The sequence below is a fragment of the Mycolicibacterium obuense genome (assembly GCF_055397605.1).
In genome coordinates, this window is record NZ_AP043663.1 from 4,673,180 (window position 1) to 4,699,032 (window position 25,853).

General features: G+C 67.2%; 26 protein-coding genes and 1 tRNA gene. 16 read left to right on the forward strand and 11 right to left on the reverse strand.

All coding sequences use genetic code 11. The features are described 5' to 3' along the window. Position 1 precedes the first annotated feature (1 nt). Together ACZ50N_RS22440 and ACZ50N_RS22445 are read right to left on the reverse strand one after the other, a co-directional pair. On the reverse strand, positions 2-1,435 hold the full coding sequence (locus ACZ50N_RS22440) for an APC family permease (protein ID WP_048423884.1): 1,434 nt from the start codon (positions 1,433-1,435) through the stop codon (positions 2-4). Between the two features lie 65 nt (positions 1,436-1,500). Continuing rightward, positions 1,501-2,109, reverse strand: a complete 609-nt coding sequence (locus ACZ50N_RS22445; protein WP_048423885.1) for a TetR/AcrR family transcriptional regulator — start codon at positions 2,107-2,109, stop codon at positions 1,501-1,503. A gap of 62 nt (positions 2,110-2,171) precedes the next feature. Here ACZ50N_RS22445 and ACZ50N_RS22450 point away from each other — a divergent pair, with 62 nt between their 5' ends. After that, complete coding sequence (locus ACZ50N_RS22450; RefSeq protein WP_464469971.1) at positions 2,172-3,017, forward strand: alpha/beta hydrolase; 846 nt, start codon at positions 2,172-2,174, stop codon at positions 3,015-3,017. Here ACZ50N_RS22450 and purD read toward each other — a convergent pair. Then, entirely contained in the window at positions 3,014-4,282 is a 1,269-nt protein-coding gene (purD, locus tag ACZ50N_RS22455; RefSeq protein ID WP_464473805.1) for a phosphoribosylamine--glycine ligase, read from the reverse strand. The genes ACZ50N_RS22450 and purD overlap by 4 nt on opposite strands. Before the next feature lie 106 nt (positions 4,283-4,388). On the opposite strand from purD, the gene ACZ50N_RS22460 reads away from it, so the two are divergent. Together ACZ50N_RS22460 and ACZ50N_RS22465 are read left to right on the forward strand one after the other, a co-directional pair. Then, on the forward strand, positions 4,389-5,612 hold the full coding sequence (locus tag ACZ50N_RS22460; RefSeq protein ID WP_464473806.1) for a cytochrome P450: 1,224 nt from the start codon (positions 4,389-4,391) through the stop codon (positions 5,610-5,612). Between the two features lie 39 nt (positions 5,613-5,651). Next, positions 5,652-6,299, forward strand: coding sequence for a TetR/AcrR family transcriptional regulator (locus tag ACZ50N_RS22465; RefSeq protein WP_464473807.1), 648 nt, complete (start codon positions 5,652-5,654; stop codon positions 6,297-6,299). On the opposite strand, the gene ACZ50N_RS22470 is transcribed toward ACZ50N_RS22465, so the two are convergent. From ACZ50N_RS22470 to ACZ50N_RS22490, 5 genes are read right to left on the reverse strand one after another with little or no spacing between them, the layout of a single operon-like run. Then, on the reverse strand, positions 6,238-7,464 hold the full coding sequence (locus tag ACZ50N_RS22470; protein ID WP_464473808.1) for a hypothetical protein: 1,227 nt from the start codon (positions 7,462-7,464) through the stop codon (positions 6,238-6,240). The genes ACZ50N_RS22465 and ACZ50N_RS22470 overlap by 62 nt on opposite strands. Continuing rightward, positions 7,454-7,894, reverse strand: coding sequence for a carboxymuconolactone decarboxylase family protein (locus tag ACZ50N_RS22475; protein WP_464473809.1), 441 nt, complete (start codon positions 7,892-7,894; stop codon positions 7,454-7,456). The genes ACZ50N_RS22470 and ACZ50N_RS22475 overlap by 11 nt, the downstream gene beginning before the upstream one ends. 5 nt (positions 7,895-7,899) lie before the next feature. After that, positions 7,900-8,760, reverse strand: coding sequence for an NAD(P)-dependent oxidoreductase (locus ACZ50N_RS22480; RefSeq protein ID WP_464473810.1), 861 nt, complete (start codon positions 8,758-8,760; stop codon positions 7,900-7,902). Next, the gene (locus ACZ50N_RS22485; protein ID WP_464473811.1) at positions 8,757-9,521 is read right to left on the reverse strand and encodes an SDR family oxidoreductase; all 765 of its coding nucleotides are present in this window, start codon (positions 9,519-9,521) and stop codon (positions 8,757-8,759) included. The genes ACZ50N_RS22480 and ACZ50N_RS22485 overlap by 4 nt, the downstream gene beginning before the upstream one ends. 33 nt (positions 9,522-9,554) lie before the next feature. After that, complete coding sequence (locus ACZ50N_RS22490) at positions 9,555-11,021, reverse strand: aldehyde dehydrogenase (protein ID WP_464473812.1); 1,467 nt, start codon at positions 11,019-11,021, stop codon at positions 9,555-9,557. 174 nt (positions 11,022-11,195) lie between these two features. Here ACZ50N_RS22490 and ACZ50N_RS22495 point away from each other — a divergent pair, with 174 nt between their 5' ends. From ACZ50N_RS22495 to ACZ50N_RS22535, 9 genes are all read left to right on the forward strand, one after another. Then, positions 11,196-11,792: a TetR family transcriptional regulator gene (locus ACZ50N_RS22495; RefSeq protein ID WP_464473813.1), complete on the forward strand. Its 597-nt coding sequence runs from the start codon at positions 11,196-11,198 to the stop codon at positions 11,790-11,792. Then, positions 11,789-12,997 (forward strand): cytochrome P450, encoded by a 1,209-nt coding sequence (locus ACZ50N_RS22500; RefSeq protein WP_464473814.1) that lies wholly within the window; start codon positions 11,789-11,791, stop codon positions 12,995-12,997. Before ACZ50N_RS22495 ends, ACZ50N_RS22500 begins: the two co-directional genes overlap by 4 nt. Continuing rightward, positions 12,997-13,824 (forward strand): SDR family oxidoreductase, encoded by an 828-nt coding sequence (locus tag ACZ50N_RS22505; protein WP_048423896.1) that lies wholly within the window; start codon positions 12,997-12,999, stop codon positions 13,822-13,824. Before ACZ50N_RS22500 ends, ACZ50N_RS22505 begins: the two co-directional genes overlap by 1 nt. After that, positions 13,821-15,215: a lanosterol 14-alpha demethylase gene (locus tag ACZ50N_RS22510; protein ID WP_464473815.1), complete on the forward strand. Its 1,395-nt coding sequence runs from the start codon at positions 13,821-13,823 to the stop codon at positions 15,213-15,215. Before ACZ50N_RS22505 ends, ACZ50N_RS22510 begins: the two co-directional genes overlap by 4 nt. 5 nt (positions 15,216-15,220) lie before the next feature. Further along, positions 15,221-15,427: a ferredoxin gene (locus ACZ50N_RS22515; protein ID WP_464469967.1), complete on the forward strand. Its 207-nt coding sequence runs from the start codon at positions 15,221-15,223 to the stop codon at positions 15,425-15,427. A gap of 12 nt (positions 15,428-15,439) precedes the next feature. After that, complete coding sequence (locus tag ACZ50N_RS22520; protein ID WP_464469966.1) at positions 15,440-15,979, forward strand: nuclear transport factor 2 family protein; 540 nt, start codon at positions 15,440-15,442, stop codon at positions 15,977-15,979. Positions 15,980-16,071: 92 nt separating this feature from the next. Next, positions 16,072-17,205 (forward strand): NDMA-dependent alcohol dehydrogenase, encoded by a 1,134-nt coding sequence (locus ACZ50N_RS22525; RefSeq protein WP_111508206.1) that lies wholly within the window; start codon positions 16,072-16,074, stop codon positions 17,203-17,205. A 6-nt stretch (positions 17,206-17,211) separates the two neighbouring features. Further along, positions 17,212-17,640 carry a nuclear transport factor 2 family protein gene (locus ACZ50N_RS22530; protein WP_464469965.1) on the forward strand — a complete coding sequence of 143 codons (429 nt, stop codon included), beginning with the start codon at positions 17,212-17,214 and terminating at the stop codon, positions 17,638-17,640. Between the two features lie 19 nt (positions 17,641-17,659). Further along, positions 17,660-18,517 (forward strand): SDR family NAD(P)-dependent oxidoreductase, encoded by an 858-nt coding sequence (locus tag ACZ50N_RS22535; RefSeq protein WP_464475693.1) that lies wholly within the window; start codon positions 17,660-17,662, stop codon positions 18,515-18,517. Here ACZ50N_RS22535 and ACZ50N_RS22540 read toward each other — a convergent pair. After that, positions 18,507-20,168: a long-chain-fatty-acid--CoA ligase gene (locus ACZ50N_RS22540; protein ID WP_464473816.1), complete on the reverse strand. Its 1,662-nt coding sequence runs from the start codon at positions 20,166-20,168 to the stop codon at positions 18,507-18,509. The genes ACZ50N_RS22535 and ACZ50N_RS22540 overlap by 11 nt on opposite strands. Before the next feature lie 28 nt (positions 20,169-20,196). Between ACZ50N_RS22540 and ACZ50N_RS22545 the strand changes: the two genes are divergently transcribed. Then, complete coding sequence (locus tag ACZ50N_RS22545) at positions 20,197-20,601, forward strand: HIT family protein (RefSeq protein WP_464473817.1); 405 nt, start codon at positions 20,197-20,199, stop codon at positions 20,599-20,601. On the opposite strand, the gene ACZ50N_RS22550 is transcribed toward ACZ50N_RS22545, so the two are convergent. Both ACZ50N_RS22550 and ACZ50N_RS22555 read right to left on the reverse strand, forming a co-directional pair. Further along, on the reverse strand, positions 20,594-22,087 hold the full coding sequence (locus ACZ50N_RS22550) for a sensor histidine kinase (RefSeq protein ID WP_048423903.1): 1,494 nt from the start codon (positions 22,085-22,087) through the stop codon (positions 20,594-20,596). The genes ACZ50N_RS22545 and ACZ50N_RS22550 overlap by 8 nt on opposite strands. Beyond that, a complete protein-coding gene (locus ACZ50N_RS22555) occupies positions 22,065-22,796 on the reverse strand; it encodes a response regulator transcription factor (RefSeq protein ID WP_419196978.1) in 732 nt (243 codons plus the stop codon). The genes ACZ50N_RS22550 and ACZ50N_RS22555 overlap by 23 nt, the downstream gene beginning before the upstream one ends. A 79-nt stretch (positions 22,797-22,875) precedes the next feature. On the opposite strand from ACZ50N_RS22555, the gene ACZ50N_RS22560 reads away from it, so the two are divergent. The 3 genes from ACZ50N_RS22560 to ACZ50N_RS22570 all read left to right on the forward strand — a co-directional run bounded on the left by ACZ50N_RS22560 (position 22,876) and on the right by ACZ50N_RS22570 (position 25,844). Then, the gene (locus ACZ50N_RS22560) at positions 22,876-23,610 is read left to right on the forward strand and encodes a hypothetical protein (RefSeq protein ID WP_464473818.1); all 735 of its coding nucleotides are present in this window, start codon (positions 22,876-22,878) and stop codon (positions 23,608-23,610) included. A gap of 30 nt (positions 23,611-23,640) precedes the next feature. Beyond that, positions 23,641-23,715 (forward strand) — tRNA-Thr (locus ACZ50N_RS22565). A 197-nt stretch (positions 23,716-23,912) separates the two neighbouring features. Continuing rightward, the gene (locus ACZ50N_RS22570) at positions 23,913-25,844 is read left to right on the forward strand and encodes a DUF5005 domain-containing protein (RefSeq protein ID WP_464473819.1); all 1,932 of its coding nucleotides are present in this window, start codon (positions 23,913-23,915) and stop codon (positions 25,842-25,844) included. The last annotated feature ends 9 nt before the right edge of the window (positions 25,845-25,853 follow it).

The following is a 25,853-nucleotide window of genomic DNA, read 5'->3' on the forward strand; positions in this document are numbered from 1 at the left end:
CTCAGTCGTCCGGACCGGCGCCCAGATGCGTCGGATCGCTGATGTGGGCATCGCGAATGCCGAGCTGCCGGTTGATCAGCTGGGTCACGAAGAACAACACGACACCGAGCGCGACCAGCACCCCGGCCACGATGTACTGCTGAGCAGGACGGCCGGACAGCGGCGTCACCAGGTACAGCGAGACCAGGAATCCGATGACGGGCAGGATCGTCGGGGTCCTGAAATGACCGCCCGTCTCGCGCACGTCGCGGCGCAGCACCAGGACCGCCACATTGACCACCGCGAACACCGCGAGTAGGAGCAGGCTCGTGGTGCCGCCGAGCACCGAGATGGCGTTGCTGCTCGCGAAGGCGCTGACATAGAGGATCAGACCGAACGCGATCAGCGTGGTGAACACGATCGCCACCCAGGGCGAGCGGCGCGTGGGATGCACGGTGCCCAGCACCGGGGGCAGCACGTGTTGGCGGGCCATGCCGTAGATCAGCCGGCTCGCCATCAGCATGTTGATCAGCGCGGTGTTCGAAACGGCGAACATCGTCATGAACGGCAGGATCGAGTCGATCGGCAGCCCGGGGGCACCGGCCTTGACGACCTCGACCAGCGGGGTGTCGCTCGCCTCCAGCTCGCCGATCGGGACCAGCGCCACTGCGACGATCGAGACGAGGATGTAGACGACGCCGGCGATCGAGAGGCCCGACAGCAGGATCTTGGGGAACGTCTTGACCGGGTCCTTGGTCTCCTCGGCCATGTTGACCGAGTCCTCGAAACCGACCATTGCGAAGAAGGCGAGCGACGTCGCGGCGGTCACCGCGAGGAACGTGTTCTTGTCCTCGGCGGTCTCGAACGCGACGATTCGGGAGAAGTCCACGTCGGCGCTGCTGGTGAACGCCCACAGGCCGACGAGGATCACGATGACCAGGCCGGTGATCTCGACGATCGTCAGGACGACGTTGAGCTTGACGCTCTCCCCCACACCGCGGAAGTTGATGGCGGCCAGGGCCGCCATGAAGCCCAGGGCCAGCAGGGCCACGCCGAGTTTGGATGCGTCGACGTCGATGCCGGTGAAGAAGTTCGCCGCGAAGGCTCTGGAAGCCGTTGACGCCGAAGTGATTCCGGAGCACATGACGACGAAGGCGACCAGGAACGTGACGAAGTGGATGCCGAACGCCTTGTGCGCATAGAGCGCAGCGCCCGCGGCCTGCGGATACTTCGTGACCAGCTCCAGGTAGCTGAACGCGGTGATCGTGGCGACGCCGAAAGCGACGAGGAACGGAAGCCACGCTGCGCCACCGACTTCGGCGGCCACATCGCCGACGAGCGCGTACACGCCGGTGCCGAGGATGTCGCCGACCACGAACAGCAGCAGCAGGCCGGGCCCCATCACCCGCTTCAACTCGGGCTGCTGAGTCTCCTGACCGGTCGCCGATTCCGCCATGCGCCTCCCCCTGCCTCTCGCTCGGTTGCACCCATCTTCGACCACGGCGCCCTGCGGCGCAGAGGCTAAGTGTAGGGAGCCAGCACGTCGATCACGTCGATCAACGTCGCCCTCGCCGTGGCGCGTGGTCCGTCGCCATCGCCGACGAGCGCGGCCACAACCGCACCGTCGACCGCGCACACCAGGGCGGTCAGCAACTCGGGATGTACCGAACGGCCACACCGTTCGACGACCGCGATCACCGCGTCGGTGCGGTGTTTGAGGATTCTGCGTTGGATGTCGCGCAGATTGGGTTGGCGCGCGCACGCGATCAGCCGCTCGTACCGGGAGATCAGATGTTCGGTGACCCGTTCGCGGCTGTCGCCGACGAGGAGATCGACCAGGATGTCGGCGGTCGACTCGGGGCCCCGCCGCCGTCGCGACAGGTCCGCCACCCGGTTCTGGAGGTCCTGGGTCTCCAACAGTCCGACGTATTCGACGGCATGGGCGATCAGGTCGTCCAGCGAAGAAAAGTAGTACGTGGTCGAGGCCAGCGGAAGGCCGGCGCGGCGGGCGACCGCGCGATGGCGCACCGCGTCGAAGCCACCCTCGCACAGCAGGTCGGCAGCGGCGCTGACCAGCGCATACCGCCGACGTTCTCCCTTGGGAGTGACTGCTGCCGTCACGTCTAGCATCGTGCCAGCCACGGGGGTACGGCATCGGGCTTTCGGCAATTCGCCTCCGCGCCGATGGCATGATGGCCCGCATGCCGACGATCAGCCGGCGAGCCATGCTCGGCCTCGGATGCCGGGCGGGACTCGTGACTGCAGCAGGAGCCACCGCCGTGTCCGCGCTGACCCGGGCAGCGGCAGCGGGGGCACCGCCTGCCGCGGCGCCGACGTACGCAGAAGGCACGTTCGCCTCCGCTGCCCGGGGCGGCGCGCCGACCAACTGGATCATCGCCCGCCCGCCCGGCCAGACCGCTCCGCTTCGCCCGGTGATCCTGCTGCACGGCAAGGACAGCAGCGCCGCGACGGTCATGTCGATGGGTGCCGAACAGTTCCTCGCCGACGCGGTGGCCGCAGGTGTGCCGCCGTTCGCGCTCGCCGCTGTCGACGGCGGCAACGGCTACTGGCATCGGCGCGTCTCCGGAGACGATGCGGGCGCGATGGTGCTCGACGAGTTCCTGCCGCTGCTGGCCGGGCAGGACCTCGACACATCCCGGGTGGGGTTCCTCGGGTGGTCGATGGGCGGCTACGGCGCCATGCTGCTGGGCGCCCGGCTGGGCGCGCCGCGCACCGCCGCGATCTGTGCGGTCAGCCCGGCGCTGTGGACGTCGCCGGGGTCGGCGGCCCCCGGCGCGTTCGACGGGGCGGAGGATTACCAGGCGAACAGTGTGTGGGGTATGCCGGGGCTCACCGGCATCCCGCTGCGTATCGACATCGGCAACGACGATCCGTTCGCGTCGGCGACCCGGCAGTTCATCGCCCAGTTGCCGAATCCGCCGGCCGGCGGATTCTCCCCCGGCGGCCACAACGCCGCGTTCTGGTCGTCGCAGCTGAGCTCGGAGCTGACCTGGATGGCACCGCTGCTGACGGCCTAGAGGCTGATCTTCCCCTCGGCGGCGGCGAGTCCGATGTCGGTGCGGAAGTGGCTGCCCGGCAAGCGAATCGAGTCGATGGTCGAGTAGGCCGAGGTACGCGCGGCCGCCAGATCGGCACCGGTGCCGACGACGGAAAGGACCCGTCCCCCGGAGGACACCAGCGCCCCGTCGTCACGGCGTGCGGTGCCGGCGTGCAGCACCTCGTCGGCGTCGGCGCCGGTGATGACATCACCGACTCGTGGCCGGCCGGGGTAGTTCTCGGCGGCGATGACGACGGTGATGGCGGCGCCGTCGCGCCAGCGCGGCGCCGGCGCGGTAGCCAGGTCGCCGGTGGCGACGGCCATCAGGAGGGCTCCGAGCGGTGAATCGAGCAGGGCGAGCACCGCCTGGGTCTCGGGATCGCCGAAGCGGCAGTTGAATTCGACCACGGCGGGCCCCTTCGACGTGATCGCCAGACCCGCGTACAGCAGTCCGGAGAATGCACTGCCGCGCCGAACCAGTTCCGCGGCAACAGGTCTGACGATCTCGTCGACGATGCGCGCGGTCATCTCTTCGGGCAGCCACGGCAGCGGGGTGTAGGCGCCCATCCCGCCGGTGTTGGGCCCGGTGTCGCCGTCGCCGACCCGCTTGGAGTCCTGCGCCGGCAGCAGCGGCACCACGGTGTCGCCGTCGACGAGGCAGAACAGCGACACCTCGGGGCCGTCGAGGAACGATTCGAGCAGCACAGGGTGGCCGGCCTCCAGCAGGCTCGCCGCGTGCGCCCGGGCCACCTCGCGATCGCTCGTGACCACCACGCCCTTGCCGGCCGCGAGACCGTCGTCTTTGACCACCCAGGCCTGCTCGCCGGCGGGCGGGCCGAAGCGGTCCAGCGCTGCGTCGAGATGTCCGGGGTTGTCGACGATCTCGCTGGTCGCGGTACGCACCCCCGCGGCGCTCATGACGTCTTTGGCGAAGGCCTTGGAGCCCTCGATGCGCGCAGCGTCCCGAGTCGGGCCGAAGCAGGCGATACCGGCCGCCCGCACGGCATCGGCCACCCCGAGGACCAACGGCACCTCCGGACCGATGACCACCAGATCGGCCGCCACCCTGCGGGCCAGTGCGACGACCTCGTCGGCCGAGGTCACGTCGACGTCGTACTGGTCGGCGACTGCGGCGGTGCCGGCGTTGCCTGGCGCGACGGACAGCCCATCCACCGCGGGGTCTCGGCGCAGTGCGAGCAGCAGCGCGTGTTCACGGGCTCCGGAGCCGATCACCAGGACGTGCACAGGTGAACACCCTAATCGCACGGCCATGACACCGGCTGATCATACAGTTGCAGCGTTAGGTGTATGGTCGATGCCACGTGCTCTACGTCACACCACGGAGGTCCGCATGACGAGCTGCCCCTTCCTGCCGACCGGCTATGACTTCACCGACCCTGACGTGCTGGTCCGAGGCCTGCCGGTACGCGAGTTCGCCGAGCTGCGCGCAACCGCCCCGGTCTGGTGGAACCCCCAGCAGGAGTCGGTGTTCGACGACGGCGGGTACTGGGTGATCACCCGCCATGCCGACATCAAGGCGATCTCGCGCGACGGCGCGCTGTGGTCGACCAACCGCAAGGGCGCGGTGATGCGCCTGCCCGACGGGGTGACGGGTGACCAGCTCGAACTGACGAAAGCGCTGCTCATCAATCACGACGCACCCGAGCACACCCGGCTGCGCAAGATCGTGTCTCGGCTGTTCACCCCGCGGGCCATCGCGACGCTGGAGGACAAGCTGGCCGAATCCGCCCGCGAGATCGTCGCCACGGCCGCCGAGAAGGGCCGCGGCGACTTCGTGCACGACATCGCCATGGCGCTGCCCCTGCAGGCCATCGCCGATCTCATCGGCGTGCCGGAAGCCGACCGGGAGAAGTTGTTCGACTGGACCAACGCGATCATGAACACCGACGACCCGGATTTCGAGACCGACCACGTGGCCGCCAACGCCGAGCTGATGGGCTACGCGTACACGATGGCCGAGGAGCGCCGCCGGTGTCCCGCCGACGACATCGTCACCCGGCTCGTGCAGGCCGATCTCGACGGTGACGGAATGTCGGACGTCGAGTTCGCCTTCTTCGTCATCCTGCTGGCCGTGGCGGGCAACGAGACCACCCGCAACGCGATGACGCACGGTATGAACGCGTTCCTCGAGAACCCCGACCAGTGGGAGCTGTTCACGCGCGAGCGCCCCCACACGGCCGTCGACGAGATCATCCGCTGGGCCACCCCCGTGCACTGCTTCCAGCGCACGGCGACCCAGGATGTCGAGCTGGGCGGCACGCTGATCAGCGAGGGCCAACGGGTCGGGCTGTTCTACAGCTCGGCGAACTTCGACGAGGACGTCTTCGACCGCCCCTTCGAGTTCGACATCTCCCGTGACCCCAATCCACACCTGGCATTCGGCGGCAACGGCGCGCACTACTGCATCGGCGCCAACCTGGCCCGCATGGAGATCAAGCTGATCTTCGACCAGATCGCCGAGCAGATTCCCGACATCTCCAAGCTGGCCGAACCGACGCGGTTGCGCTCGGGCTGGATCAACGGAGTCAAAGAGTTGCGGGTCGCCTATCGCTAGCATCGCCCGGTCCGGTCGGCCGCGATCTAAGGTGCCATCGTGCGCACCCACGGTTGGTCAGGAGCCAAACCGGCCTCCGACGAGGAGGCCATCGCGCGGATCCTGGCGGCGGCGGGCAAGGCCATCGAGGAGCGCGGCGCCGACTTCTCCATCTCCGATGTCGCCCGCTCGGTCGGGGTGACCCGCCAGACCGTGTATCGGTACTTCCCCAGCACCGAAGCGTTGCTCGTGGCCGCGGCAGTGCGCGCCGTCGACGGGTTCCTGCAGCGGCTGGCCGACCATGTCGCCGGCATCACCGATCCCGCCGATGCGGTCACCGAAGCCGTCGCCACCGCCCTGGAGTGGCTCCCGAAGGAGAAGTACATCGGGCTGCTCATGGCGCCGGGCGGCACCTCCCACGTCGAGTCGGTCACCTCGGATGTGGGGTTGCAATTCGCCCGCGACATGGTCGGCCGGCTCGACGTCGACTGGGCAGCGGCGGGCTACCCAGCCGAGCATGTCGACGAACTCGCCGAGCATCTGCTGCGGGTGATCCAGTCGTTCGTCATCGACCCGGGCCGTCCACCGCGCCGCGGCGCGGAATTGCGCGCCTACTTGCGACGGTGGGTGGGCGGCGCGCTGGGCGCTACACCACCGTCAGCGGCAGCGAGCGCCTCGGCTGGAACTCGAAGGAAGCTCCCCCGCTGAACTTCACCACCGACACCTCGCCGAGTTCCCGGGCCGGGGTCTCGCGACGCACCACCTGCGCGGTCCACTCGGTGGAAGTTCCCGTCAGCTCCACATCGAGGTGGGGATCCAAGGCCGCGACGGCCGCCTGCAGGGGGCGGCGCTCCCCGGGATGCACCAGCGCCACCCAGGCGCCGTCCTCGTGCGCCGGTGAGCGGCGCACGTGCACCGAGTCGGGTCCGAACTCCGCGTCGACGTAGGCGGACGGATTGAACAGGGGGTGCAGCCGCAGCATCTCGACGGCGCCGTCGATGCCGGCGGGCAGAGCCAGTGCCCGGTGGATACGCTCGGCGGCCAGGCCGGCCACCCCGGTGAGCTGCTTGGTGCAGATCTCGGTCGCCAAGGCCTGATCGGCACCCGCACGGGCACCGACAGCGATCACGAACGACAGGTTGAGCAGGTGCATCTGCAGGCAGACCTCGTCCGCCATCCGCACCAGTGCCGAGTGAGAGAACGCACCGAAGTCGAAGTCCGACAACAGTTCTCCGGAGTAGTCGCCGCTGCCCTCGTCGTCGGGGTCGATCGGGTCGAGCTCGGTGCGTGCCGCGCGGGTGCCCGCGATGGTCTCCAGGACAGGGTGATCGGCCACCTCAGGGTGATCGTCGTCGATGACGACCGTCCACGCGCAGTGCGGGTGACGATCGGCGGGGAGCCGGGGCGGCCGGTGAATAGGCCGGATCTGCGCCCGCCGATTGGTCGCGACGGCCGTCGCGTCGAACGTCGGGTCCTCGATGTCGTGGCACATGCCACGCACGTAGTCCTCCCCCATCGGTTCGACGTCCAGCAGCGCCCCGCAGTGGTCGAGGTGGAACTCCCCGTGCCAGCGATCGTGCACGGTGTAGCGGAAATCCATGAACTGCGGCGGTGCCCCGATGTCGAGCTGCAGGCCCTTGAAGATCGTGACGACGTCGGTACCTTCGTAACGCAGCGCCTTCTGCATCCGCCGGGTGTAGATGGGGCTGGCGCCCATCCACTCCTCGATGGCGATCTGGAGCATGGCGTCCCGACCGAAATTGCTGATGCACCAAGCCATTCCAGAGCGGTCGATCATCTGACCGATCAGCAGCAGCTCGGGCACCAGGGTGGCGAGCTGCTCGCGCGTCAGCGTGGCGAACCTACTGCTCATGAGCCGATCCCCCGGAGTGCATCTTCAGCGCCGCGTCCATGTTGGCCTTCTTGTCCTCGCCGCCGCCGGCCTGCGCGGCCTTGCGGCGCTGTTTGGCCACCTTGGCCACCACGCCGTCGAGTTTGGAGCCCAGCGGAAAACCGAGGTAGTGCGTCAAGAAGATCGCCATCTCCCTGAGCTCGTCCTCGGTGAGCTCCTCATTGGCCAGCGCCGCGTTGGCCTGGATCTCGGCCAGGTCGGTGATGCCGAGGGCGGTCACCACGGTCAGCGTCATGATCCGCTTGTCGCGCATCGACAGACCCGGCCGCGTCCAGATGGTGCCGAAGAGGTGATCGGCGGTCAGCGCGAAGTAGTCGCCCGGCATGTCGGGCATCTCCCAGCCATAGACCTCGTTCATCTTGTCGAGGCCCTTGCGGCGTAGCTCGTCCATGTCGCTCACTCCTGTCCCGCCGGAATCTGTTCCGACACACCCAGTCCGGCAGCCAGGTCGCGCAGGGCGATCTCGGCCAACGGAAGCTCCACTCCGCTCGCCTCCCCCATCGTCAGCGCCAGCCGCAGATCCTTGTCAGCCAGCCCGCGGGTGTGGCTGAACATCTGGTAGAGCCAATGGTCGGGGGCCAGTGGGCCGAGATCGTCTCGCACCATGATCGCGCCGGGTCCGCCGCTCTGCGCGTCGCTGTGCCGGACCACCCGCCCGAGCTTCTGCAGGTCGATGCCGGCCGCCGCGGCGAGCCGTTGCGCTTCGAAGGCGGCCGCGAACCCCACGAATGTCAGCATGTTGCGAGCCACCTTCATCCGGGTTCCCGCGCCGGGCTCGCCGGCGCGCACCACCATCGAGGCCCACCGCTTGAAGACGGGCTTGACGATGTCGTAGGAGTCGTCGTCGGCGCCGACCATGACGGCCAGCTCACCGTTCTCGGCGGCGCCGGCACCACCGCTGACGGGAGCGTCAACGATCCGTATCCCTTTGTCACGCAGTGTCTCTGCGAGTTCGGGCGCAGTACCGGGTTCGATCGTCGAGTGGATCGCGATCACGGTGCCGGGCCGCACGTGGTCGGCGAGTTCGCCGATGACGTCGCGCACCTGCGCGTCGGTGAGGACGGTGACGCTGATGACGTCGGCTGCGGCGACATCGGCCACGCTGTCAGCCGCCGTGGCGCCCGCCTCGACCAGCGGTGTCATCGCCGCGGCCCGCATGTCGAACACGATGAGCCCGCCGGGCCAGTCGACCAGCCGCTTCGCCATCGGGGCGCCCTGGTTGCCCAGGCCGATGTAGCCCAGCCTCGGCTCGCTCATGAGCGGATGATCTGTCCACCGTCGACGTTGAAGATCTGGCCCGTGATCCACTTGGCCTGATCCGACAACAGGAACAGGCACATCCCCACGAGGTCATCCGGCTGGCCCATCCGGGACAGCGGGATGTTCTTGACGATGTCGGCGACCATCTCCTGTGGCGTGGTGGTGCGGTTGGCCTCGGTGTCGATCGGACCGGGGGCGATCGCATTGATCCGGATGTTCTGCCCGCCGAGTTCTCGCGACAGCTGCTGCGTCAGCCCGTTGACACCGACCTTCGCCAGCCCATAGAAGTTCGCGTAGAGCCATGCGGCAGTCGACGATTGGTTGACGATGGCACCGCCACCGCGTTTGGCCATCTTGCGGTACACCGCGCGGGTGCACCACAGCGCGCCGTCGAGGTTCACGCTCATGAACTTGCGGTAGTACTCCGGGTCGACGGTCACCAGAAAGTCCAGCTTCATGCCGCCGAAGATGGCCGCGTTGTTCACCAGGTAGTCGATACCGCCGAACTGCGACAGCGTCTGCGCCGCCATGTCTTTCGCCGATTCGGGATCGGACACGTCGACGCGCACCGCCAGCGCGTTGCCACCTTCACCGGTGATGCCGTCGGCGACCTTCTGCGCGCCCTCGGTGTTGATGTCGGCGACCACGACGGCCGCACCCTCGCGGGCGAGTGCTTCGGCATACGCCTGCCCGATGCCGCCGCCGGCACCGGTCACGATGGCCACTTTGTCCTTGAACTGATCACCATAAAGACCCATGCGCAGGCCCTCCGTTCTCGTCGTTTCGGGCTGTCATACCGCGGTGGCGATCGCCTTGATCTCGAGGTACTCCTCGAAACCGGCGATCCCCATCTCCCGGCCGATGCCGGACTGCTTGTAGCCGCCGAACGGCATGTCGGCCGAATACCACACGCCGCCATTGACATTCACTGTTCCGACGCGCATCCGCGCGGCCACGCCGTTGGCGCGCTCCTCGTCGGCGGAGAACACCGTGCCCGACAGCCCGTAGGGCGAGTCGTTCGCGATGCGCACGGCGTCATCGTCGCCGTCGTGGGCGATGACCGTCAGCACCGGGCCGAAGATCTCCTCGCGCGCCACCGTGGAGTCGTTGTCCAGCCCGGCGATCACCGTCGGTTCGATGAAGAATCCGGTGTCGCGGTCCGCGGGTCGGCCGCCGCCACAGGCGAATCGGCCACCCTCGGCGACCGCTTGGTCGAGATAGCCCTGCACCCGGTCGCGTTGACGCTCGGAGATCACCGGGCCGCAGATCGTGCTCTTCTTGGTGGGGTCGCCGGGTTTGAGACCACCCATGGTGGCGGCTGCCGCCTCGACCGCCTCGTCGTACCGGTCGCGCGGAACGACCAACCGAGTGGTGATCGCGCATCCCTGGCCGGCATGCATCGACGCGGTGAACGCCGCCATCGAGCACGCACCGGCCAGGTCGGCGTCATCGAGGACGAGAAATGCTGATTTACCGCCGAGTTCGAGGAACATCTTCTTCAGGGTGGCGGCGCCGTCCGCCATCACCGCGCGCCCGGTGGCGGTGGAGCCGGTGAACGACACCATGTCCACTCTGGGGTCACGGGACAGCAGCGCGCCGACGCCGTGGTCGCTGGAGGTGACGATGTTGACCACCCCCGCCGGGAAGTCGGTGTGCTCGACGATCAGTTCGCCGAGGATCGCTGCGGCCCAGGGGGTGTCGGGAGCAGGCTTGAGCACCAACGTGTTTCCCGCGGCTAGCGCCGGACCCAGCTTGGCGAGATTGATCTGGTGGGGGAAGTTCCACGGGGTCACCGCGCCCACCACACCGACTGCTTCGCGGGCGATGGTGCGCTTGGTCTTGATCCCCATGGGCGCGGCGATGCCGAGATCGGTCGTCCAGGCGTAGGACTCAGCGGTGTCGATGCAGAAACTGAGATCCTCGACCGGGCCCTCGAGCTGGGCCGCCGAGGTCAGCATGCGCGGCGCACCGACCTCGGCGATCGTCAGCTCACGCAGTTCTTCGATGTGGTCGCGCATGGCCTGCTGCAGCTGGCGCAGACACCGCACCCGCAGGTCGGTGTCGGTGGACCAGCCGGTCTCGTCGAAGGCTCGCCGGGCGGCGGCGATCGCGGCGCCCATGTCGTCGGCGTCGGCGTCGGCCGCCACACCCAGCACCTCTTCGGTGGCGGGATTGATCGTCGACAAGACCCCGGCGCGGCCTGCGACGAGTGCGCCGTCGATGAGCAGTTTGCTCTCACGGTCGGCCGAGATACCCATCCGCACTCCCTGTCTGATTTCTGGACAGCTGTCTGGCAATGCCCTCGGACGCACCATAGCGCCGTGGTCGTCGGCAAGCAAGAACAGCCATCAGGCGTCGCTCGATCACGCTCTCCGTCAGTTGATTTCATCGACCACTTGCCTGCCTGGACAGCCGTCCGATACGTTGGACATGTGTCCAGCGATGCCGTTACCGCGATCACAGGCGCGGACCGTGCTTCCCGTCGCAACCGGCGACAGGAGGAAACCTTTCGCAAGGTGCTCGACGCCGGGCTGGTGATGCTGAGGGAATCCTCGTATGCGGAGTTGACGGTCCGGGCGGTCGCGGCGCGCGCGAAGGTGGCTCCGGCCACCGCGTACACCTACTTCTCGTCGAAGAACCACCTGATCGCGGAGATCTACCTCGATCTGATCCGCCAGGTCGAATACTTCACCGACGTCAACGACAAGACGGCCGACCGGGTCGAGAAGACGTTGCGCGCCCTGGCGCTGACCGTCGCCGACGAGCCCGAGGTGGCGGCGGCGTGCACGACAGCGCTGCTGTCGGGCGGCGACCCCGCAGTACTGACGGTGCGGGACCGCATCGGCGCCGAGATCCACCGCCGCATCCGCTCCGCCGTCGGCCCAGACGCCGACCCACGCACCCTGGCCGCATTGGAGATGACGTTCTTCGGCGCGCTGGTCAACGCCGGGAGCGGCGCCTTCACCTATCACCAGATCGCCGACCGCCTCAGCTACGTGGTGGGCCTCATCGTCGGAGACGATCAATGACAGTCAGTGAGATCCTGCTCGACCCCTACGACTATGCGTTCCACGAAGATCCGTACCCCTACTACCGGCGGCTGCGTGACGATGCACCGCTGTACCGCAACGACGAACTGGGGTTCTGGGCACTGTCGCGCCACCAGGACGTCCTGACCGGTTTCCGCAACAGCACCACGCTGTCCAACAAATTCGGGGTCTCGCTGGATCCAGCGTCACGCGGTCCGCACGCATCGAAGACCATGTCGTTCCTCGCCATGGACGATCCCGCGCATCTGCGGCTGCGCACGCTGGTCTCCAAAGGTTTCACCCCCCGCCGGATTCGGGAGCTCGAACCCCGCGTCACCGAGATCGCGGTCCGTCACCTAGACACGATGCTCGAGAAGGCCGTCGGCGGTGAGACGGTCGACTACGTCGACGAGTTCGCGGGCAAGCTGCCGATGGACGTGATCTCCGAGCTGATGGGCGTGCCCGAGGCCGACCGCACACAGGTGCGGGCGTGGGCCGACGGGGTGATGCACCGCGACGAGGGCGTGACGGACGTGCCGCCCGCGGCGATCGAGGCATCGCTGAACCTGATCGTCTACTACCAGGAGATGGTCGCCCAGCGACGCCGCGAGCTCACCGACGACCTCACCTCGGCACTGCTGGAGGCCGAGATCGACGGGGACCGCCTCACCGACGACGAGATCCTCGGGTTCATGTTCCTGATGGTGATCGCCGGTAACGAGACCACCACCAAACTGCTTGCCAACGCGGCATTCTGGGGCCATCGCAATCCGGATCAGCTCGATCCCGTGTACGCGGACCTGAGCAGGGTGGCCCCATGGGTCGAGGAGACGCTGCGCTACGACACGTCGAGCCAGATCCTGGCCCGCACCGTCAGCGGCGACCTCACCCTCTACGACACCGTGATCCCCGACGGCGACATCGTGCTGCTGCTCCCCGGATCGGCACACCGGGACGAGCGCGTGTTCGAGCGACCCGACGATTTCCTCATCGGACGCGACATCGGCTCCAAGCTGATGAGTTTCGGCAGCGGCGCGCACTTCTGCCTGGGCGCCCACCTGGCCCGCATGGAGGCCCGCGTCGCCCTGACCGAACTGTTCACCCGGATCCGCGGTTACGAGGTGGACGAGGACAACGCCGTCCGCGTCCATTCGAGCAATGTGCGCGGGTTCGCCCATCTGCCCATCGACGTGAGAGTGCGCTGATGCCCCGTTTCGAACCCCTGCCCGACCGCAGACCGGCGCTCGTCGCCGGCGCATCCTCGGGAATCGGCGCCGCGACAGCGGTCGATCTGGCCTCCCGCGGTTTTCCCGTGGCGCTCGGCGCCCGCCGGGTCGAGAAGCTCGAGGAGATCGTGGCGCAGATCCGCGCCGACGGCGGTGAGGCGATCGCGGTGCACCTCGACGTGACCGACCCCGATTCGGTGAAGGCCTGCGTCGAGCAGACCACCTCGGAGCTCGGCGACATCGAGGTGCTGGTGGCCGGCGCCGGCGACACCTACTTCGGCAAGCTCGACTCGATCAGCACCGAGCAGTTCGAATCGCAGATCCAGATCCACCTGATCGGCGCCAACCGGGTGGCCACCGCAGTGCTCCCCGGAATGCTGGAGCGGCAGCGCGGCGACCTCATCTTCGTGGGATCCGATGTGGCACTGCGGCAACGGCCGCACATGGGTGCCTACGGTGCGGCGAAGGCGGCACTGGTCGCGATGGTGACCAACTACCAAATGGAACTCGAGGGCACCGGGGTCCGCGCGTCGATCGTGCATCCGGGACCGACGAAGACGTCGATGGGCTGGAGTCTGCCTGCCGAGCTGATCGGCCCCGCGCTCGAGGACTGGGCCAAGTGGGGGCAGGCCCGGCACGACTACTTCCTGCGCGCAGCGGACCTCGCACGTGCGATCACGTTCGTCGCCGAGACACCACGCGGTGGCTTCATCGCGAACATGGAGCTGCAGCCGGAGGCGCCGTTGGCCGACACCAAGGACCGCCAGAAGCTCGCGCTGGGCGAGGAAGGGATGCCGAATCGATGACCATCCTCAAGGAAGTGGAACGTGTGTCAGGTGGCGGGGAGGAACACGGCCACCTCGAGGAGTTCCGGACCGATCCGATCGGTCTGATGCAGCGCCTGCGCGACGAGTGTGGTGACGTCGGATGGTTCCAGCTCGCGGACAAGCAGGTCGTGATGCTCTCGGGTGCCGAGGCCAACGAGTTCTTCTTCCGGTCCAGCGACAGCGAGCTCAATCAGGCCGAGGCCTACCCGTTCATGACGCCGATCTTCGGTGAGGGCGTGGTGTTCGACGCCGATCCGGAACGCCGGGCGGAGATGCTGCACAACACCGCGCTACGCGGGGAGCAGATGAAGGGCCACGCCGCGACGATCGAGAACGAAGTCCGCAAGATGATCGAGAACTGGGGCGACGACGGGGAGATCGAACTGCTCGACTTCTTTTCCGAACTCACCATCTACACCTCGACGGCCTGCCTGATCGGACTGAAGTTCCGCGAACAGCTCGACAGTCGGTTCGCGCACTATTACCACCAACTCGAGCGAGGAACCGACCCGCTCTGCTACGTCGACCCGTACCTCGACATCGAGAGCTTCCGCATCCGCGACGAGTCGCGCGTCAAACTGGTTGCGCTGGTGCAGGAGATCATGAACGAGCGGATCGCCAACCCGCCCAAGGGTAAAGACGACCGCGACCTACTCGACGTCCTCGTCTCGATCAAGGACGACGACGGCAACCCCCGGTTCACTGCCAACGAGGTCACCGGCATGTTCATCTCGCTGATGTTCGCCGGGCACCACACCAGCTCGGGCACCTCGAGCTGGACGCTGATCGAACTGCTGCGCAACCCCGAGTACTACGCGCAGGTGCAGCAGGAGCTGGACGAGCTCTACGCCGACGGTCAAGAGGTGAGTTTCCATGCGCTGCGCCAGATTCCGAAAATCGACAATGCACTCAAGGAGACGCTGCGGCTGCACCCGCCGCTGATCATCCTGATGCGGGTGGCCCAGGACGAATTCGAGGTGGTCGGCCATCCGATCCACAAGGGGCAGATGGTGGCCGCCTCGCCCGCCATCTCCAACCGAATCCCCGAGGACTTCCCGAACCCGGACGCCTTCGACCCCGACCGCTACCAGAAGCCCCGCCAGGAAGATCTCATCAACCGGTGGACTTGGATTCCTTTCGGCGCGGGCAAACACCGCTGCGTGGGCGCCGCGTTCGCGCAGATGCAGATCAAGGCCATCTTCTCGGTCCTGCTGCGCGAGTACGAATTCGAGATGTCACAACCCGCCGAGACCTACCAGAACGACCACTCGAAGATGGTGGTGCAGCTCGCCCAGCCCGCGAAGGTGCGCTACCGCAAGCGCGTGACCGGCGGGCTGGAGCGCAGCGACCCGGGGATCGAAGGAGACTGAGAGCCGTGGGCTGCTATCGCATCGAACTCGACGAGGATCTGTGCCAGGGGCACGCCATGTGCGAACTGGAGGCGCCCGATGTGTTCCGGGTCCCCAAACGCGGCGCGGTCGAGATCCTCGACTCTGAACCCCCCGACGACCTGCGCGACGCGGTGGAGTTGGCGGTCGAGATGTGCCCCACCCGAGCGTTATCCATTATCGAAAAGGACTGAGAGGCAACCGCAATGGCGTCACGGAACGATTTGGAAGACTGGGTGCAGCGCTGGCTGGATGCCAACCGCGCCGCTGAGGCCGCCGGCGACTGGAAGCCGCTGGCCGAGTTCTACACCGAGGACGCGACCTACGGCTGGAACATCGGCCCCAAGGAAGACGTCATGTGCGTCAACAAGGACGAAATCCGAGACGTGGCACTGGGTCTGGAGATGGAAGGCCTGGAGAACTGGGTCTACGAGTACCAGAAGGTGCTCATCGACGACAAGCAGAACGAGATCGTCGGGTTCTGGAAGCAGATCGCCCACAAGAGCGACGGCAACAGCGACGAGATCTACGGTATCGGTGGCAGCTGGTTCCGGCTCAACGATCAGCTGCTGATCGAGTGGCAGCGGGACTTCTTCGACTTCGGCCATGTGCAGAAGGCGTTCATGAAGCTCATCGAATCCGGTGACCTCACCCCGACGATGCAGAAGCGCATCGAGCGCTCGCTGGCCGGGGAAAAGCTGCCCGGTTACTACCCGCTCGGCGAGGCTCCCGTCCCGATCTGGTGAGGACACCACCAAGCAGTTGCTTGGGGAGGGTGTGATGTGGCTAACTAGAGCCTCTAGTCTGGATGTGCGAGCACTCGTCGAAAGCAGGAGATATGAAGACCAAAGGTGCCCTGATCTGGGAGTTCAACCAGCCCTGGTCGATCGAGGAGATCGAGATCGGCGACCCCGTCAAAGACGAGGTCAAGATCCAGATGGAAGCCTCCGGCATGTGCCACTCGGACCATCACCTGGTCACCGGTGACATCCCGATGGCCGGCTTCCCGGTGCTCGGCGGACACGAGGGAGCCGGCATCGTCACCGAGGTCGGACCCGGCGTCGAGGGTCTCGAGCCCGGCGACCACGTGGTGCTGTCCTTCATCCCGTCCTGCGGGTCCTGTCCCTCGTGTCAGGCCGGCATGCGCAATCTTTGCGACCTGGGCGCGATGCTGCTGCAGGGCACCGCGGTCTCGGACAACACCCACCGCATCCACGCGGTCAAAGACGGCACGCCCGTCATCCCGATGACGCTGCTGGGCACGTTCAGCCCGTACATGGTCGTGCACAAGAGCTCGGTGGTGAAGATCGATCCGTCGATCCCGTTCGAGGTGGCCTGTCTGGTCGGCTGCGGCGTCACCACCGGGTACGGCTCGGCGGTGCGCAGCGCGCACGTGCGCCCCGGTGACGATGTGGTGATCGCCGGTATCGGCGGCGTCGGCATGGGTGCGCTGCAGGGTGCGCTGAACGCCGGCGCCCGCAACATCTTCGCCATCGACCCGGTCGAGTGGAAGCGCGACCAGGCGCTCAAGTTCGGCGCCACGCACGCCTACCCCGACATCGGCGCCGCGATGATGGGCGTCGCCGAGACCACGCAGGGCCGGATGGCGTCGAAGACGATCATCACCACCGGCGAGCTCAAGGGCGAGGAGATCGACAACTACCTCAACATCACCGCGAAGGGCGGCACCTGCGTGGTCACCGCGGTCGCCAACATGGCCAACTCCGACGTCACGCTGAACCTGTCGATGCTGACCCTGCTGCAGAAGAACCTGCAGGGCACCATCTTCGGCGGCGGCAACCCGCACTTCGACATCCCGCAGCTGCTGTCGATGTACAAGGCCGGGCGGCTCAATCTCGACGACATGGTCACTCGGCAGTACAAGCTCGAGCAGATCAACGACGGCTACCGGGACATGCTCGAGGGCCGCAACATCCGCGGTGTCATCCGCTACACCGACGCCGACCGGTAGACCGCGATGACCGAGACCGCGCTGGCTCCGGTGGTCGCAGCGTCCCAGGCGTCGTGGCGTTGCGTGCAGAGCGGTGACCGCGAGGGCTGGCTGGCGCTGATGTCCGACGACATCGTGATCGAGGACCCGATCGGGGAGGCCGTCACCAACCCCGACGGCACCGGGGTGCGGGGCAAGGACGCCGTATCGGCCTTCTTCGACACCAATATCGGGCCCAATCGGCTCCGCATCACGTGCGAAGAGACGTTCCCGTCCAGCAGCCCCCGCGAGATCGCCTACATCCTGGTGCTCGAGACCACGTTTCCCAACGGGTTCGTCGCGACGGTCCGCGGCGCGTTCACCTACCGGGTCGACGACGCAGGCCTGATCACCAACCTGCGTGGCTACTGGAACATGGACGCGATGACGTTCACCGAAGCGGGAACAACGCATTAGCTCGGGATCATCGCCGGAGCTGTCCGGCCGCGCTGCCGTCGTCGTCGGCGGCACGCGCGGCATCGGGCGGGCCGTCGCCGCGCTGCTGGCCGACCTCGGCGCCGGTGTCGTCGTCAACGGCCGGGACCCTGATGCCGTCGACGATGCCGCACGCGCCATCCCCGGCGCCGTCGGATTCGCCGGCTCGCCTGCGGATCCCGCCACCGCGGACGCGTTGATCGGCGAGTGCGTAGGAGAATTCGGCCGCATCGACATCCTGGTCAATTGCGCAGGCACGCCCGAGCCGGCCGGCTCATCGATCCTCACCGTCACCGCCACGCAGTTCCAGGACCTCATCGACGCCCACCTGGGCACGGTGTTCCAGACCTGCCGGGCCGCGGCGCCGGTGATGGCCCGGCAGCGTTCGGGGGCGATCGTGAACACCGGCTCGTTCGCGTTCCTCGGCGATTACGGCGGCACCGGATATCCGGCCGGCAAGGGCGCGGTGAACGGCCTCACGCTGTCGATCGCAGCCGAACTGGCCGAACACGGGGTGCGCGCCAACGTGGTGTGCCCGGGAGCCAAGACGCGACTGTCGAGTGGACCCGACTACGAGGCACACATCACCGAGCTGAACCGGCGCGGGCTGCTCGACGACGTCAGCATGGCCGGCGCCCTGGACGCTGCACCGCCGGAGTACGCCGCCCCCACCTACGCCTACCTGGTCAGCGACCGTGCCGCCGACGTCACCGGCCAGATCTTCATCGCTGCAGGCGGTTTCGTGGGCCGCTTCGATCGGCCCTCTCCGCAGATCCTCGCCTACCGAGACCACCACGACGCGCCACCGTGGACGGTCGCCGAGATCTCCCGGAAAGTCTCCGAACAGATCAGGAACTGACGCCGGGCAGTCGGTGTTCCCGGTACTGCTTGCGCAGTTCGAGTTTGAGGATCTTGCCCGTCGCGGTGTGCGGCAGTTCGTCGACGAAAACCACGTCCTCGGGCAGCCACCATTTGGCGACCTCACCCGCCAGATACCCGAGGATGTCCTCTCGCGTCGCACTCTGCCCCTGACGGAGAACGGCCACCAGCAGCGGTCGCTCCTGCCACTTCGGATGCGGCACCCCGATGACCGCCGCCTCGGCGATCGCGGGGTGCCCCAGGGCGGCGTTCTCCAGGTCGATCGAACTGACCCATTCGCCGCCGGACTTGATCACGTCTTTGGCGCGGTCGACCAACTGCAGATAGCCGTCGGGATCGATGGTCGCGACGTCGCCGGTCGGGAAGAACCCCTCGGCGTCGAGCTTCTCCCCACCCTCACCCCGGTAGTAGCCGCTGGCTATCCACGGTCCGCGAAGCCACACCTCACCGAAAGCCTTACCGTCCCATGGCAATCGGTTGCCGTCGTCGTCGACGATCTTCAGCTCCACCCCGCAGATCCCGCGTCCCTGCTTGAGCATGATCTGATTCTTCTCGGCTTGGGAGAGCCCGTCGTGCTTGGGCAGCAGCCGGCCGATCACACACAGCGGGGACGTCTCGGTCATGCCCCAGCCCTGCATGGCCTGTGCGCCGAAGTCCCGTTCGAACCGCTCGATCATGGACAGCGGCAGGGCCGCCCCACCCGTACCTGCGATGCGCAAACCCAGTTCGTGGGGATCGATCTCCGGATGATCGTCGAGATAGGAGAACAGCATCATCCACACCGTCGGCACGCCTTGGGATTGGTTCACCCCTTCGGCTTTCATCAGCTGGTACACCGATTCGCCATCGAGGTGGGGGCCGGGCAGCACCAGCTTGGCGCCGACCATCGCCGCGGTGTACGGAGTACCCCAGGCGTTGGCGTGGAACATCGGCACGACGAGCAGGATCACCGAACCGCTGTGGACGTCGTTGGCATCGCGCGCCGCGGCCATCAGGGTGTGCAGCATCGTCGAACGGTGCGAATACAGAACACCTTTCGGGTTGCCGGTGGTGCCCGAGGTGTAGCACAGCGAGGACGCGCTGCGCTCGTCGAACTCCGGCCACTCGTAGTGCGTGGACTGCCCTGCGATCACGTCGTCCCAGCACAGCAGTGCGCCGTCGGGCAACCCGGGCACCTCGGGCATGTGGTCGCGATCGGTCATCGCGACATAGGTCGCGACCGTGGTCAACTCGGGCGCCAGTTCTGCCACCAGTGCCGCAAACGTGATGTCGAAGAACAGGATTCGATCCTCGGCATGGTTGATGATGTAGACGATCTGCTCACGGAACAACCGCGGGTTCACCGTGTGCATCACCGCGCCGGACCCGGAGACACCGAAGTACAGCGCGAGGTGACGGTCGCTGTTCCACGCCAGCGTCGCGATCCGGTCCCCCGCCTCCACACCCCATGCCGCCAGCGCGTTGGCGACCTGCTTGGACGCCTCGCCGACCTCCCGCCACGAAGACCGCCGTACCGTGCCCTTGGGGCCGTCGGGCACATGCGACACGATCTCGGCGTCCCCGTGGAACGCGGCAGCGTAATCGATCAGCGACGAGATCAATAGTGGTCGGTCCTGCATCAAACCCAGCATGGGGCCAGGCTATGGAATGCTCGATGCCATGGCGACCGTCTTCACCAAGATCATCAACGGCGAACTGCCGGGCCGATTCGTCTACGAAGACGACGACGTGGTGGCGTTCTTGACCATCCAGCCCATGACGCAGGGGCACACGCTGGTGGTGCCGCGCGCCGAGATCGACAACTGGCAGGACATCGACGCCGGTGAGTTCGCCCGCGTGATGCAGGTGTGCCAGCTGATCGGCAAGGCCGTCTGCAAGGCGTTCGAGACCGAGCGCTCCGGTGTCATCATCGCCGGTCTCGAGGTGCCGCACCTGCACGTGCACGTCTTCCCGGCACGCGACCTGGCGGACTTCGGGTTCGCCAACGTCGACGACAATCCGTCGCCGGAATCGCTCGACGATGCGCAACGCCGCATCAAGGCGGCCCTGGCCGAGCTCAGCTGACCGGGACGTCGACCTCGGCAGGCATCTTGGCCTCGGAGGTTTCCGCGATGCGTGGGAGGCTGACCCGGAACGTACAGCCCTGGCCGGGCGCGGTGCTCACTCCCACCGTGCCGCCGTGGGCATAGACCAGCGAGTCGACGATCGACAGCCCGAGGCCGGTGCCGCCGCTGGCGCGGGCCCGCGACGAATCGGCGCGGTAGAAGCGTTCGAACACCCGCTGAGCATCCTCGGTGCTCATCCCCGGGCCCTCGTCGCGAACCTCCAGGACCGCGGAATCCCCGTCCGTGCCGACACGGACCGTGACCGCGGCCGTCTCCGGGGTGTGCTGCAGCGCGTTGGCGACGAGGTTGGACAGCACCTGGCGAAGCCGCGCCTCGTCGCCGAGCACCTCCGGCGTGCCAGGGCCGTCGAACACCTCCATGCGGATCGGCCGGCGCGGCGCGATGGACTGGGCGTCGTGCACGGCGTCACTGGCCAGCGCGAGCAGGTCCACTCGGCGCTGCTCCAGCGGTCGCTGCGCGTCGAGCCGGGCCAGCAGCAACAGGTCCTCCACCAGCAGGCCCATCCGTCGGGATTCGCTCTCGATGCGGCCCATCAGCATCTCCACGTCGCGGGCCGCGCCCTGGCGGTACAGCTCGGCGAAGCCGCGAATCGTCGTCAGTGGCGTGCGCAGTTCGTGGCTGGCGTCCGTGATGAACCGGCGCATCCGATCCTCGGACTCGCGCGCCTGATCCGCCGATGACTCCGAGGACGCCAATGCCCGCTGGATCTGGGAGAGCATGCCGTTGAGCGCCAGGGACAGCCGCCCGACCTCGGTGCGGGGATCGCGCTCGGGAACGCGGCGGTCCAGCTGCCCCGCGGCGATGGCGGCCGCGGTCTGCTCGACCTCGGCCAGTGGCCGCAGACTGCGGTGCACCACGGCGTACCCGACGATGCCCAGCACCAGCAGCACCGCCACGCCGATGCCCACCTGGGCGGCGACCAGCGCGCGGGTCGTGGACTTCACGTCAGACAGATCGATCGCCACGGTGGTGAGTTCGCCGCCGGTCCCCGGCACGGTCATCGCGCGCCATTCCACCGCTGAGTCGCCGGCGCTGCCGACCGTCACCGGGTCGGGCCCGACGTCGTTGTCCTCGGGGAGGTCGGGCTCGGCGTCGCGGTCGTTGACCGCGACCCAGGCGGTGCCGCCGGGCTCGATGACCCGCACGTAGTAGTCCGACGGAGGCCTGCCCGGATTGGGGCCCTGATCCTCCGGGTCGGCGGGTGATTGCCGGGGTACCTGGGCCCAGCCACGGGACGCGTCACGCAGCGTGTCGTCGACGCGGTTGATCAGCGTGTGGTGCATGATCGTCGTCACCGCGATGCCGGACGCCAACAGACCGCAGCCGACCAGCAACAACGTCGCTGCGACCAGTCCTACCCGAAGCGGAATCCCGCGTCTGATCTGGGGCACACCCCCATTGTCACCGGGGTTCGCGAAGTACATACCCCACACCCCTCAGGGTGTGCAGCAGACGCTTGTCTCCGGTGTCGATCTTGCGGCGCAGATAGGACACGTAGGACTCGACGACGTTCACGTCGCCGCCGAAGTCGTAGCGCCAGACGTGGTCGAGGATCTTCGGCTTCGACAACACCGTGCCGGCGTTGATGATGAAGTAGCGCAGCAGAGTGAACTCCGTGGGCGACAGCGATACGGGCTCGCCTGCCTTCCACACCTCGTGCGTGTCCTCGTCGAGCTCGATGTCGGCGAACTTCAACCGCGAGGTACGCGGCTCCTGCACACCGCCACCCGCACGGCGCAGGATCACCCGCAGCCGGGCCACCACCTCTTCCAGGCTGAACGGCTTGGTCACGTAGTCGTCGCCACCGAGCGTCAGTCCGGCGATCTTGTCCTGCAGCGAGTCGCGCGCGGTCAGGAACAGAGCTGGGGAGTCGATGCCGTCGGCGCGCAGCCGGCGCAGCAACCCGAAGCCGTCCATGCCCGGCATCATCACGTCGAGGATGATCGCGTCCGGGCGCATCTCCCGAGCCAGGTCGAGGGCGGCCGGACCGTTGGACGCGGTGTGCACCTCGAAGCCCTGGAACTTCAAGCTCACCGACAGCAGCTCGACAATGTTCGTCTCATCGTCGACCACCAGAATGCGAGCTTCGGGGATGTTTTCCTGCACCGGCATGGCCATGATCCTCAGTTTCATCCTCTGACTTGGAAAAGTGCTGCACGCTCGCTGTGTGGTTCCTGTGAGTTCATTCTTGCGCTGTTCCTAGACTGGGCGGATGAACCTCGGCAGATCTCTCTCCGATCTCGCGTTGACGCCGGTGCGGGTGGGTCTCGCCATGACCGACGCCGGGCTCGGGATGGCCAGCGGAGGGCTGGGCATCGCCCGCAAGGCGCTCGGTGAGCCCGGCAGCGGGACCCGCCAGCCACCGACCTCCTTCGCCGCGATGATCGGCGTCCAGGATGCCGTTGAGCGGGCGAACCGGCTGGCGCGCCTGATGGACGAGGATCAGCCGCTGGGCCGGGCGCTGGCCCCCGACGGTGCGCTCGATCGCCTGCTGCGGCCCGGCGGCGTCGTCGACCGGCTGACCGCCCCCGGCGGCGCGCTGGAGCGGCTGACCGAAGAGGACAGCGGGCTGATGCGCGCCATCGCGCCGGGCGGGCTGGTCGACCAATTGCTTGCCGAGGACGGCCTGGTCGATCGGCTGCTCGCCGAGGACGGGGTGGCCGACCGGCTCTTCGCCGAGGGCGGCGTCGTCGACACCCTGACCGCACGCAACGGCCCGCTCGAGCAGCTCGCGGCGGTGGCGGACACGTTGAACCGGTTGACTCCGGGACTCGAGGCGCTGGAGCCGACGATCGAGGCGTTGCGGGAGGCCGTCATCGTGCTGAGCCAGGTGGTGAATCCGCTGAGCAACATCGCCGACCGCATCCCGCTGCCTGGCCGCCGCCCGCGTGCCCGATTCATGACGCGACCGGCGACCCCGCAGCGGGTGATCGATGTCGAGGAGTGAGCCCTGACCCGATAAGCTTTCCTCGCCAATGCCTCCTTAGCTCAGCGGTAGAGCAACGCTCTTGTAAAGCGTAGGTCGTCAGTTCAATCCTGACAGGGGGCTCCACGTGTACCGGACGGTGCCGCGGCCCGCATCGACGATCGGGTTTGCGCACCTGACCCCGCCCATCTGGAAAACCCAACGATCACAGTCGCGAAACGAAATCGGGGCCGTTACGCCCTTTTGCTGGCCGACTCCTGTGAGATGCGATTGAATGACGCATACGTCGGGGGACGAGAGACCGGTTCCGGAGGGGTTTTCAGTTGAGTTCCGCAGCGTATGTCGGCCGTGTCGGTGCATTGGCCGTGGCCCTGGGCATCGGATCGGCGGTGTTCGCGGGCCAGGCGTGGGCCGACGACACGGCGTCCTCATCCTCCTCGGCTTCGTCGTCCTCGTCGGCCTCGTCGCCCTCTTCGGTAGAAAGGCCAGCGACCACAACAGGGCCGAAGGCCCGCGCCGAGAAGCCACGACGGTGGGGCAAGGCCGACAAATCCGACAAGCCGGAGGCCGCCGACGGTGCCGGATCGGATGCCGGGTCCACCGACGAGCCGGCCGCGAAGCCCACCGGGAAGCGCCCGTCGTGGAAGAAGCCCGACACCACGCAGCAGACGCCGGAGTCCACCGCCGACAGCACCGAGACGACACCCGCACCGACGCGCTCGGTCCGCTCCACGAAAGTCGTCTCCCCCGACCCGGCCGCACCGGCACGCAGCACAGGGAAGCTGACACTGGTGCGCGCCGCAGCCGAGGCCGACCCACCCGCACGCGCCGTCGAACGACCTGTGGTCAAGGCCGTCGTCGAGGTGGCGCGCAGCATGGTCGACTGGGCGCACCAGAAGGCTGACGCGGGCCAGGGCCAGACGGCTCCCCCGCCGTTCCTGTGGGCGTTGCTCTCGGTGGCGCGGCGCGAACTCGAGACGCTGTCGGCCGCGCGCACCACACGCGTGACCGCGGCGAGCCTGACCTCCGACGCCCCGCAGGCCACGGTGGTGGCTGCGGCAGCGGTCACGCCGTACTCGCCGTGGCTGAATCCTCAGGTCAGCACGTCGACCAACTTCGTCAGCTGGGTGACCGGCGGCTACTCCTACGGTGACCCGCTGAAGGCCAACACCGTGGACCGGTTCAGCGTGTGGGGCACCGACGTCGGCACGATGTGGGACAACGGCATGGTCGACGATCCGTCCACCCCCTACAACGAGCACCAGGTGCTGATCGCCGTCGGTGACACGTTCAGCGGCCCCAACATGACCGGCCGGCACATCTTCAACACGCTGTTCCGCAGCTCCGACACCGATTTGAGCGACGGCATCACGATCCCCAACGGAGAATGGTTCACCGGCAACTACTTCGGTGGTGCGCCGCTGGACGGCCCCGTGAATGCGCGGCCGATCATCAACCCGCAGAAGTGGTTGCCGAGTTCGGTGACGATGATCCCGACCGCGGGTGTCTCGGTGAACGTGCCGGTCACCAAGGACACGCCGTACGGCACCATCCAGTACGTCAGCTACATGTCGGTCAGCAAGTGGGGTTCGTCAGGTAAATGGACCACCAACTACTCGGCCATCGGCTACTCGACGGACAACGGCGAGAATTTCACCATCGACCCGAAGAGCATCCGTAACAACTCGTTATTGAGCGGCAACAAGAACTTTCAGCAGTCCGCCTTCGTCAAGGGCGACGACGGCTACATCTACATGTACGGAACGCCGAACGGCCGCCAAGGCGCGGCGTACCTCTCCCGCGTCGCACCGGAGAACATCCTCGATCCGTCGAAATACGAGTACTACAAGGCGGCGTCGAAGAGCTGGCTGGGCAGCTCACCGGCAGGCTGGGTGAAGGGCAACCCGTCGGCCGCGACGGCGATCATCGGAAAGACCGGCGGTTTCTTCGGTTTCACCAAGCCCGGCTACACCGTCAGCGAGATGTCGGTGCAGTACAACGAATATCTGGGCAAGTACATCGTGCTGTACGGCGATCAGAACAACAGCATCGTGATGCGCACCGCGGACACCCCCGAGGGCGTCTGGTCGGATGCCACGGTCCTGATGACCCAACAGCCCGGCGGGATCTACGCGCCGATGCTGCACCCGTGGTCGCCGTCGACGGAGGGCACAGGATCGGACCTGTACTTCAATCTCTCGCTGTGGTCGAGCTACAACGTGATGTTGATGCACACCGATCTGACCAAGGTGTAGGGCGTCCAC

What these genes read in the sequence shown, in the direction of transcription:
- ACZ50N_RS22440 (WP_048423884.1), bottom strand. Translation starts at nt 1,435, where the DNA reads ATGGCGGAATCGGCGACCGGTCAGGAGACTCAGCAGCCCGAGTTGAAG.
- ACZ50N_RS22445 (WP_048423885.1), bottom strand. Translation starts at nt 2,109, where the DNA reads ATGCTAGACGTGACGGCAGCAGTCACTCCCAAGGGAGAACGTCGGCGG.
- ACZ50N_RS22450 (WP_464469971.1), top strand. Translation starts at nt 2,172, where the DNA reads ATGGCCCGCATGCCGACGATCAGCCGGCGAGCCATGCTCGGCCTCGGA.
- ACZ50N_RS22460 (WP_464473806.1), top strand. Translation starts at nt 4,389, where the DNA reads ATGACGAGCTGCCCCTTCCTGCCGACCGGCTATGACTTCACCGACCCT.
- ACZ50N_RS22470 (WP_464473808.1), bottom strand. Translation starts at nt 7,464, where the DNA reads ATGAGCAGTAGGTTCGCCACGCTGACGCGCGAGCAGCTCGCCACCCTG.
- ACZ50N_RS22475 (WP_464473809.1), bottom strand. Translation starts at nt 7,894, where the DNA reads ATGGACGAGCTACGCCGCAAGGGCCTCGACAAGATGAACGAGGTCTAT.
- ACZ50N_RS22480 (WP_464473810.1), bottom strand. Translation starts at nt 8,760, where the DNA reads ATGAGCGAGCCGAGGCTGGGCTACATCGGCCTGGGCAACCAGGGCGCC.
- ACZ50N_RS22485 (WP_464473811.1), bottom strand. Translation starts at nt 9,521, where the DNA reads ATGGGTCTTTATGGTGATCAGTTCAAGGACAAAGTGGCCATCGTGACC.
- ACZ50N_RS22490 (WP_464473812.1), bottom strand. Translation starts at nt 11,021, where the DNA reads ATGGGTATCTCGGCCGACCGTGAGAGCAAACTGCTCATCGACGGCGCA.
- ACZ50N_RS22500 (WP_464473814.1), top strand. Translation starts at nt 11,789, where the DNA reads ATGACAGTCAGTGAGATCCTGCTCGACCCCTACGACTATGCGTTCCAC.
- ACZ50N_RS22505 (WP_048423896.1), top strand. Translation starts at nt 12,997, where the DNA reads ATGCCCCGTTTCGAACCCCTGCCCGACCGCAGACCGGCGCTCGTCGCC.
- ACZ50N_RS22510 (WP_464473815.1), top strand. Translation starts at nt 13,821, where the DNA reads ATGACCATCCTCAAGGAAGTGGAACGTGTGTCAGGTGGCGGGGAGGAA.
- ACZ50N_RS22520 (WP_464469966.1), top strand. Translation starts at nt 15,440, where the DNA reads ATGGCGTCACGGAACGATTTGGAAGACTGGGTGCAGCGCTGGCTGGAT.
- ACZ50N_RS22525 (WP_111508206.1), top strand. Translation starts at nt 16,072, where the DNA reads ATGAAGACCAAAGGTGCCCTGATCTGGGAGTTCAACCAGCCCTGGTCG.
- ACZ50N_RS22530 (WP_464469965.1), top strand. Translation starts at nt 17,212, where the DNA reads ATGACCGAGACCGCGCTGGCTCCGGTGGTCGCAGCGTCCCAGGCGTCG.
- ACZ50N_RS22540 (WP_464473816.1), bottom strand. Translation starts at nt 20,168, where the DNA reads ATGCTGGGTTTGATGCAGGACCGACCACTATTGATCTCGTCGCTGATC.
- ACZ50N_RS22545 (WP_464473817.1), top strand. Translation starts at nt 20,197, where the DNA reads ATGGCGACCGTCTTCACCAAGATCATCAACGGCGAACTGCCGGGCCGA.
- ACZ50N_RS22550 (WP_048423903.1), bottom strand. Translation starts at nt 22,087, where the DNA reads ATGTACTTCGCGAACCCCGGTGACAATGGGGGTGTGCCCCAGATCAGA.
- ACZ50N_RS22555 (WP_419196978.1), bottom strand. Translation starts at nt 22,796, where the DNA reads ATGAAACTGAGGATCATGGCCATGCCGGTGCAGGAAAACATCCCCGAA.
- ACZ50N_RS22560 (WP_464473818.1), top strand. Translation starts at nt 22,876, where the DNA reads ATGAACCTCGGCAGATCTCTCTCCGATCTCGCGTTGACGCCGGTGCGG.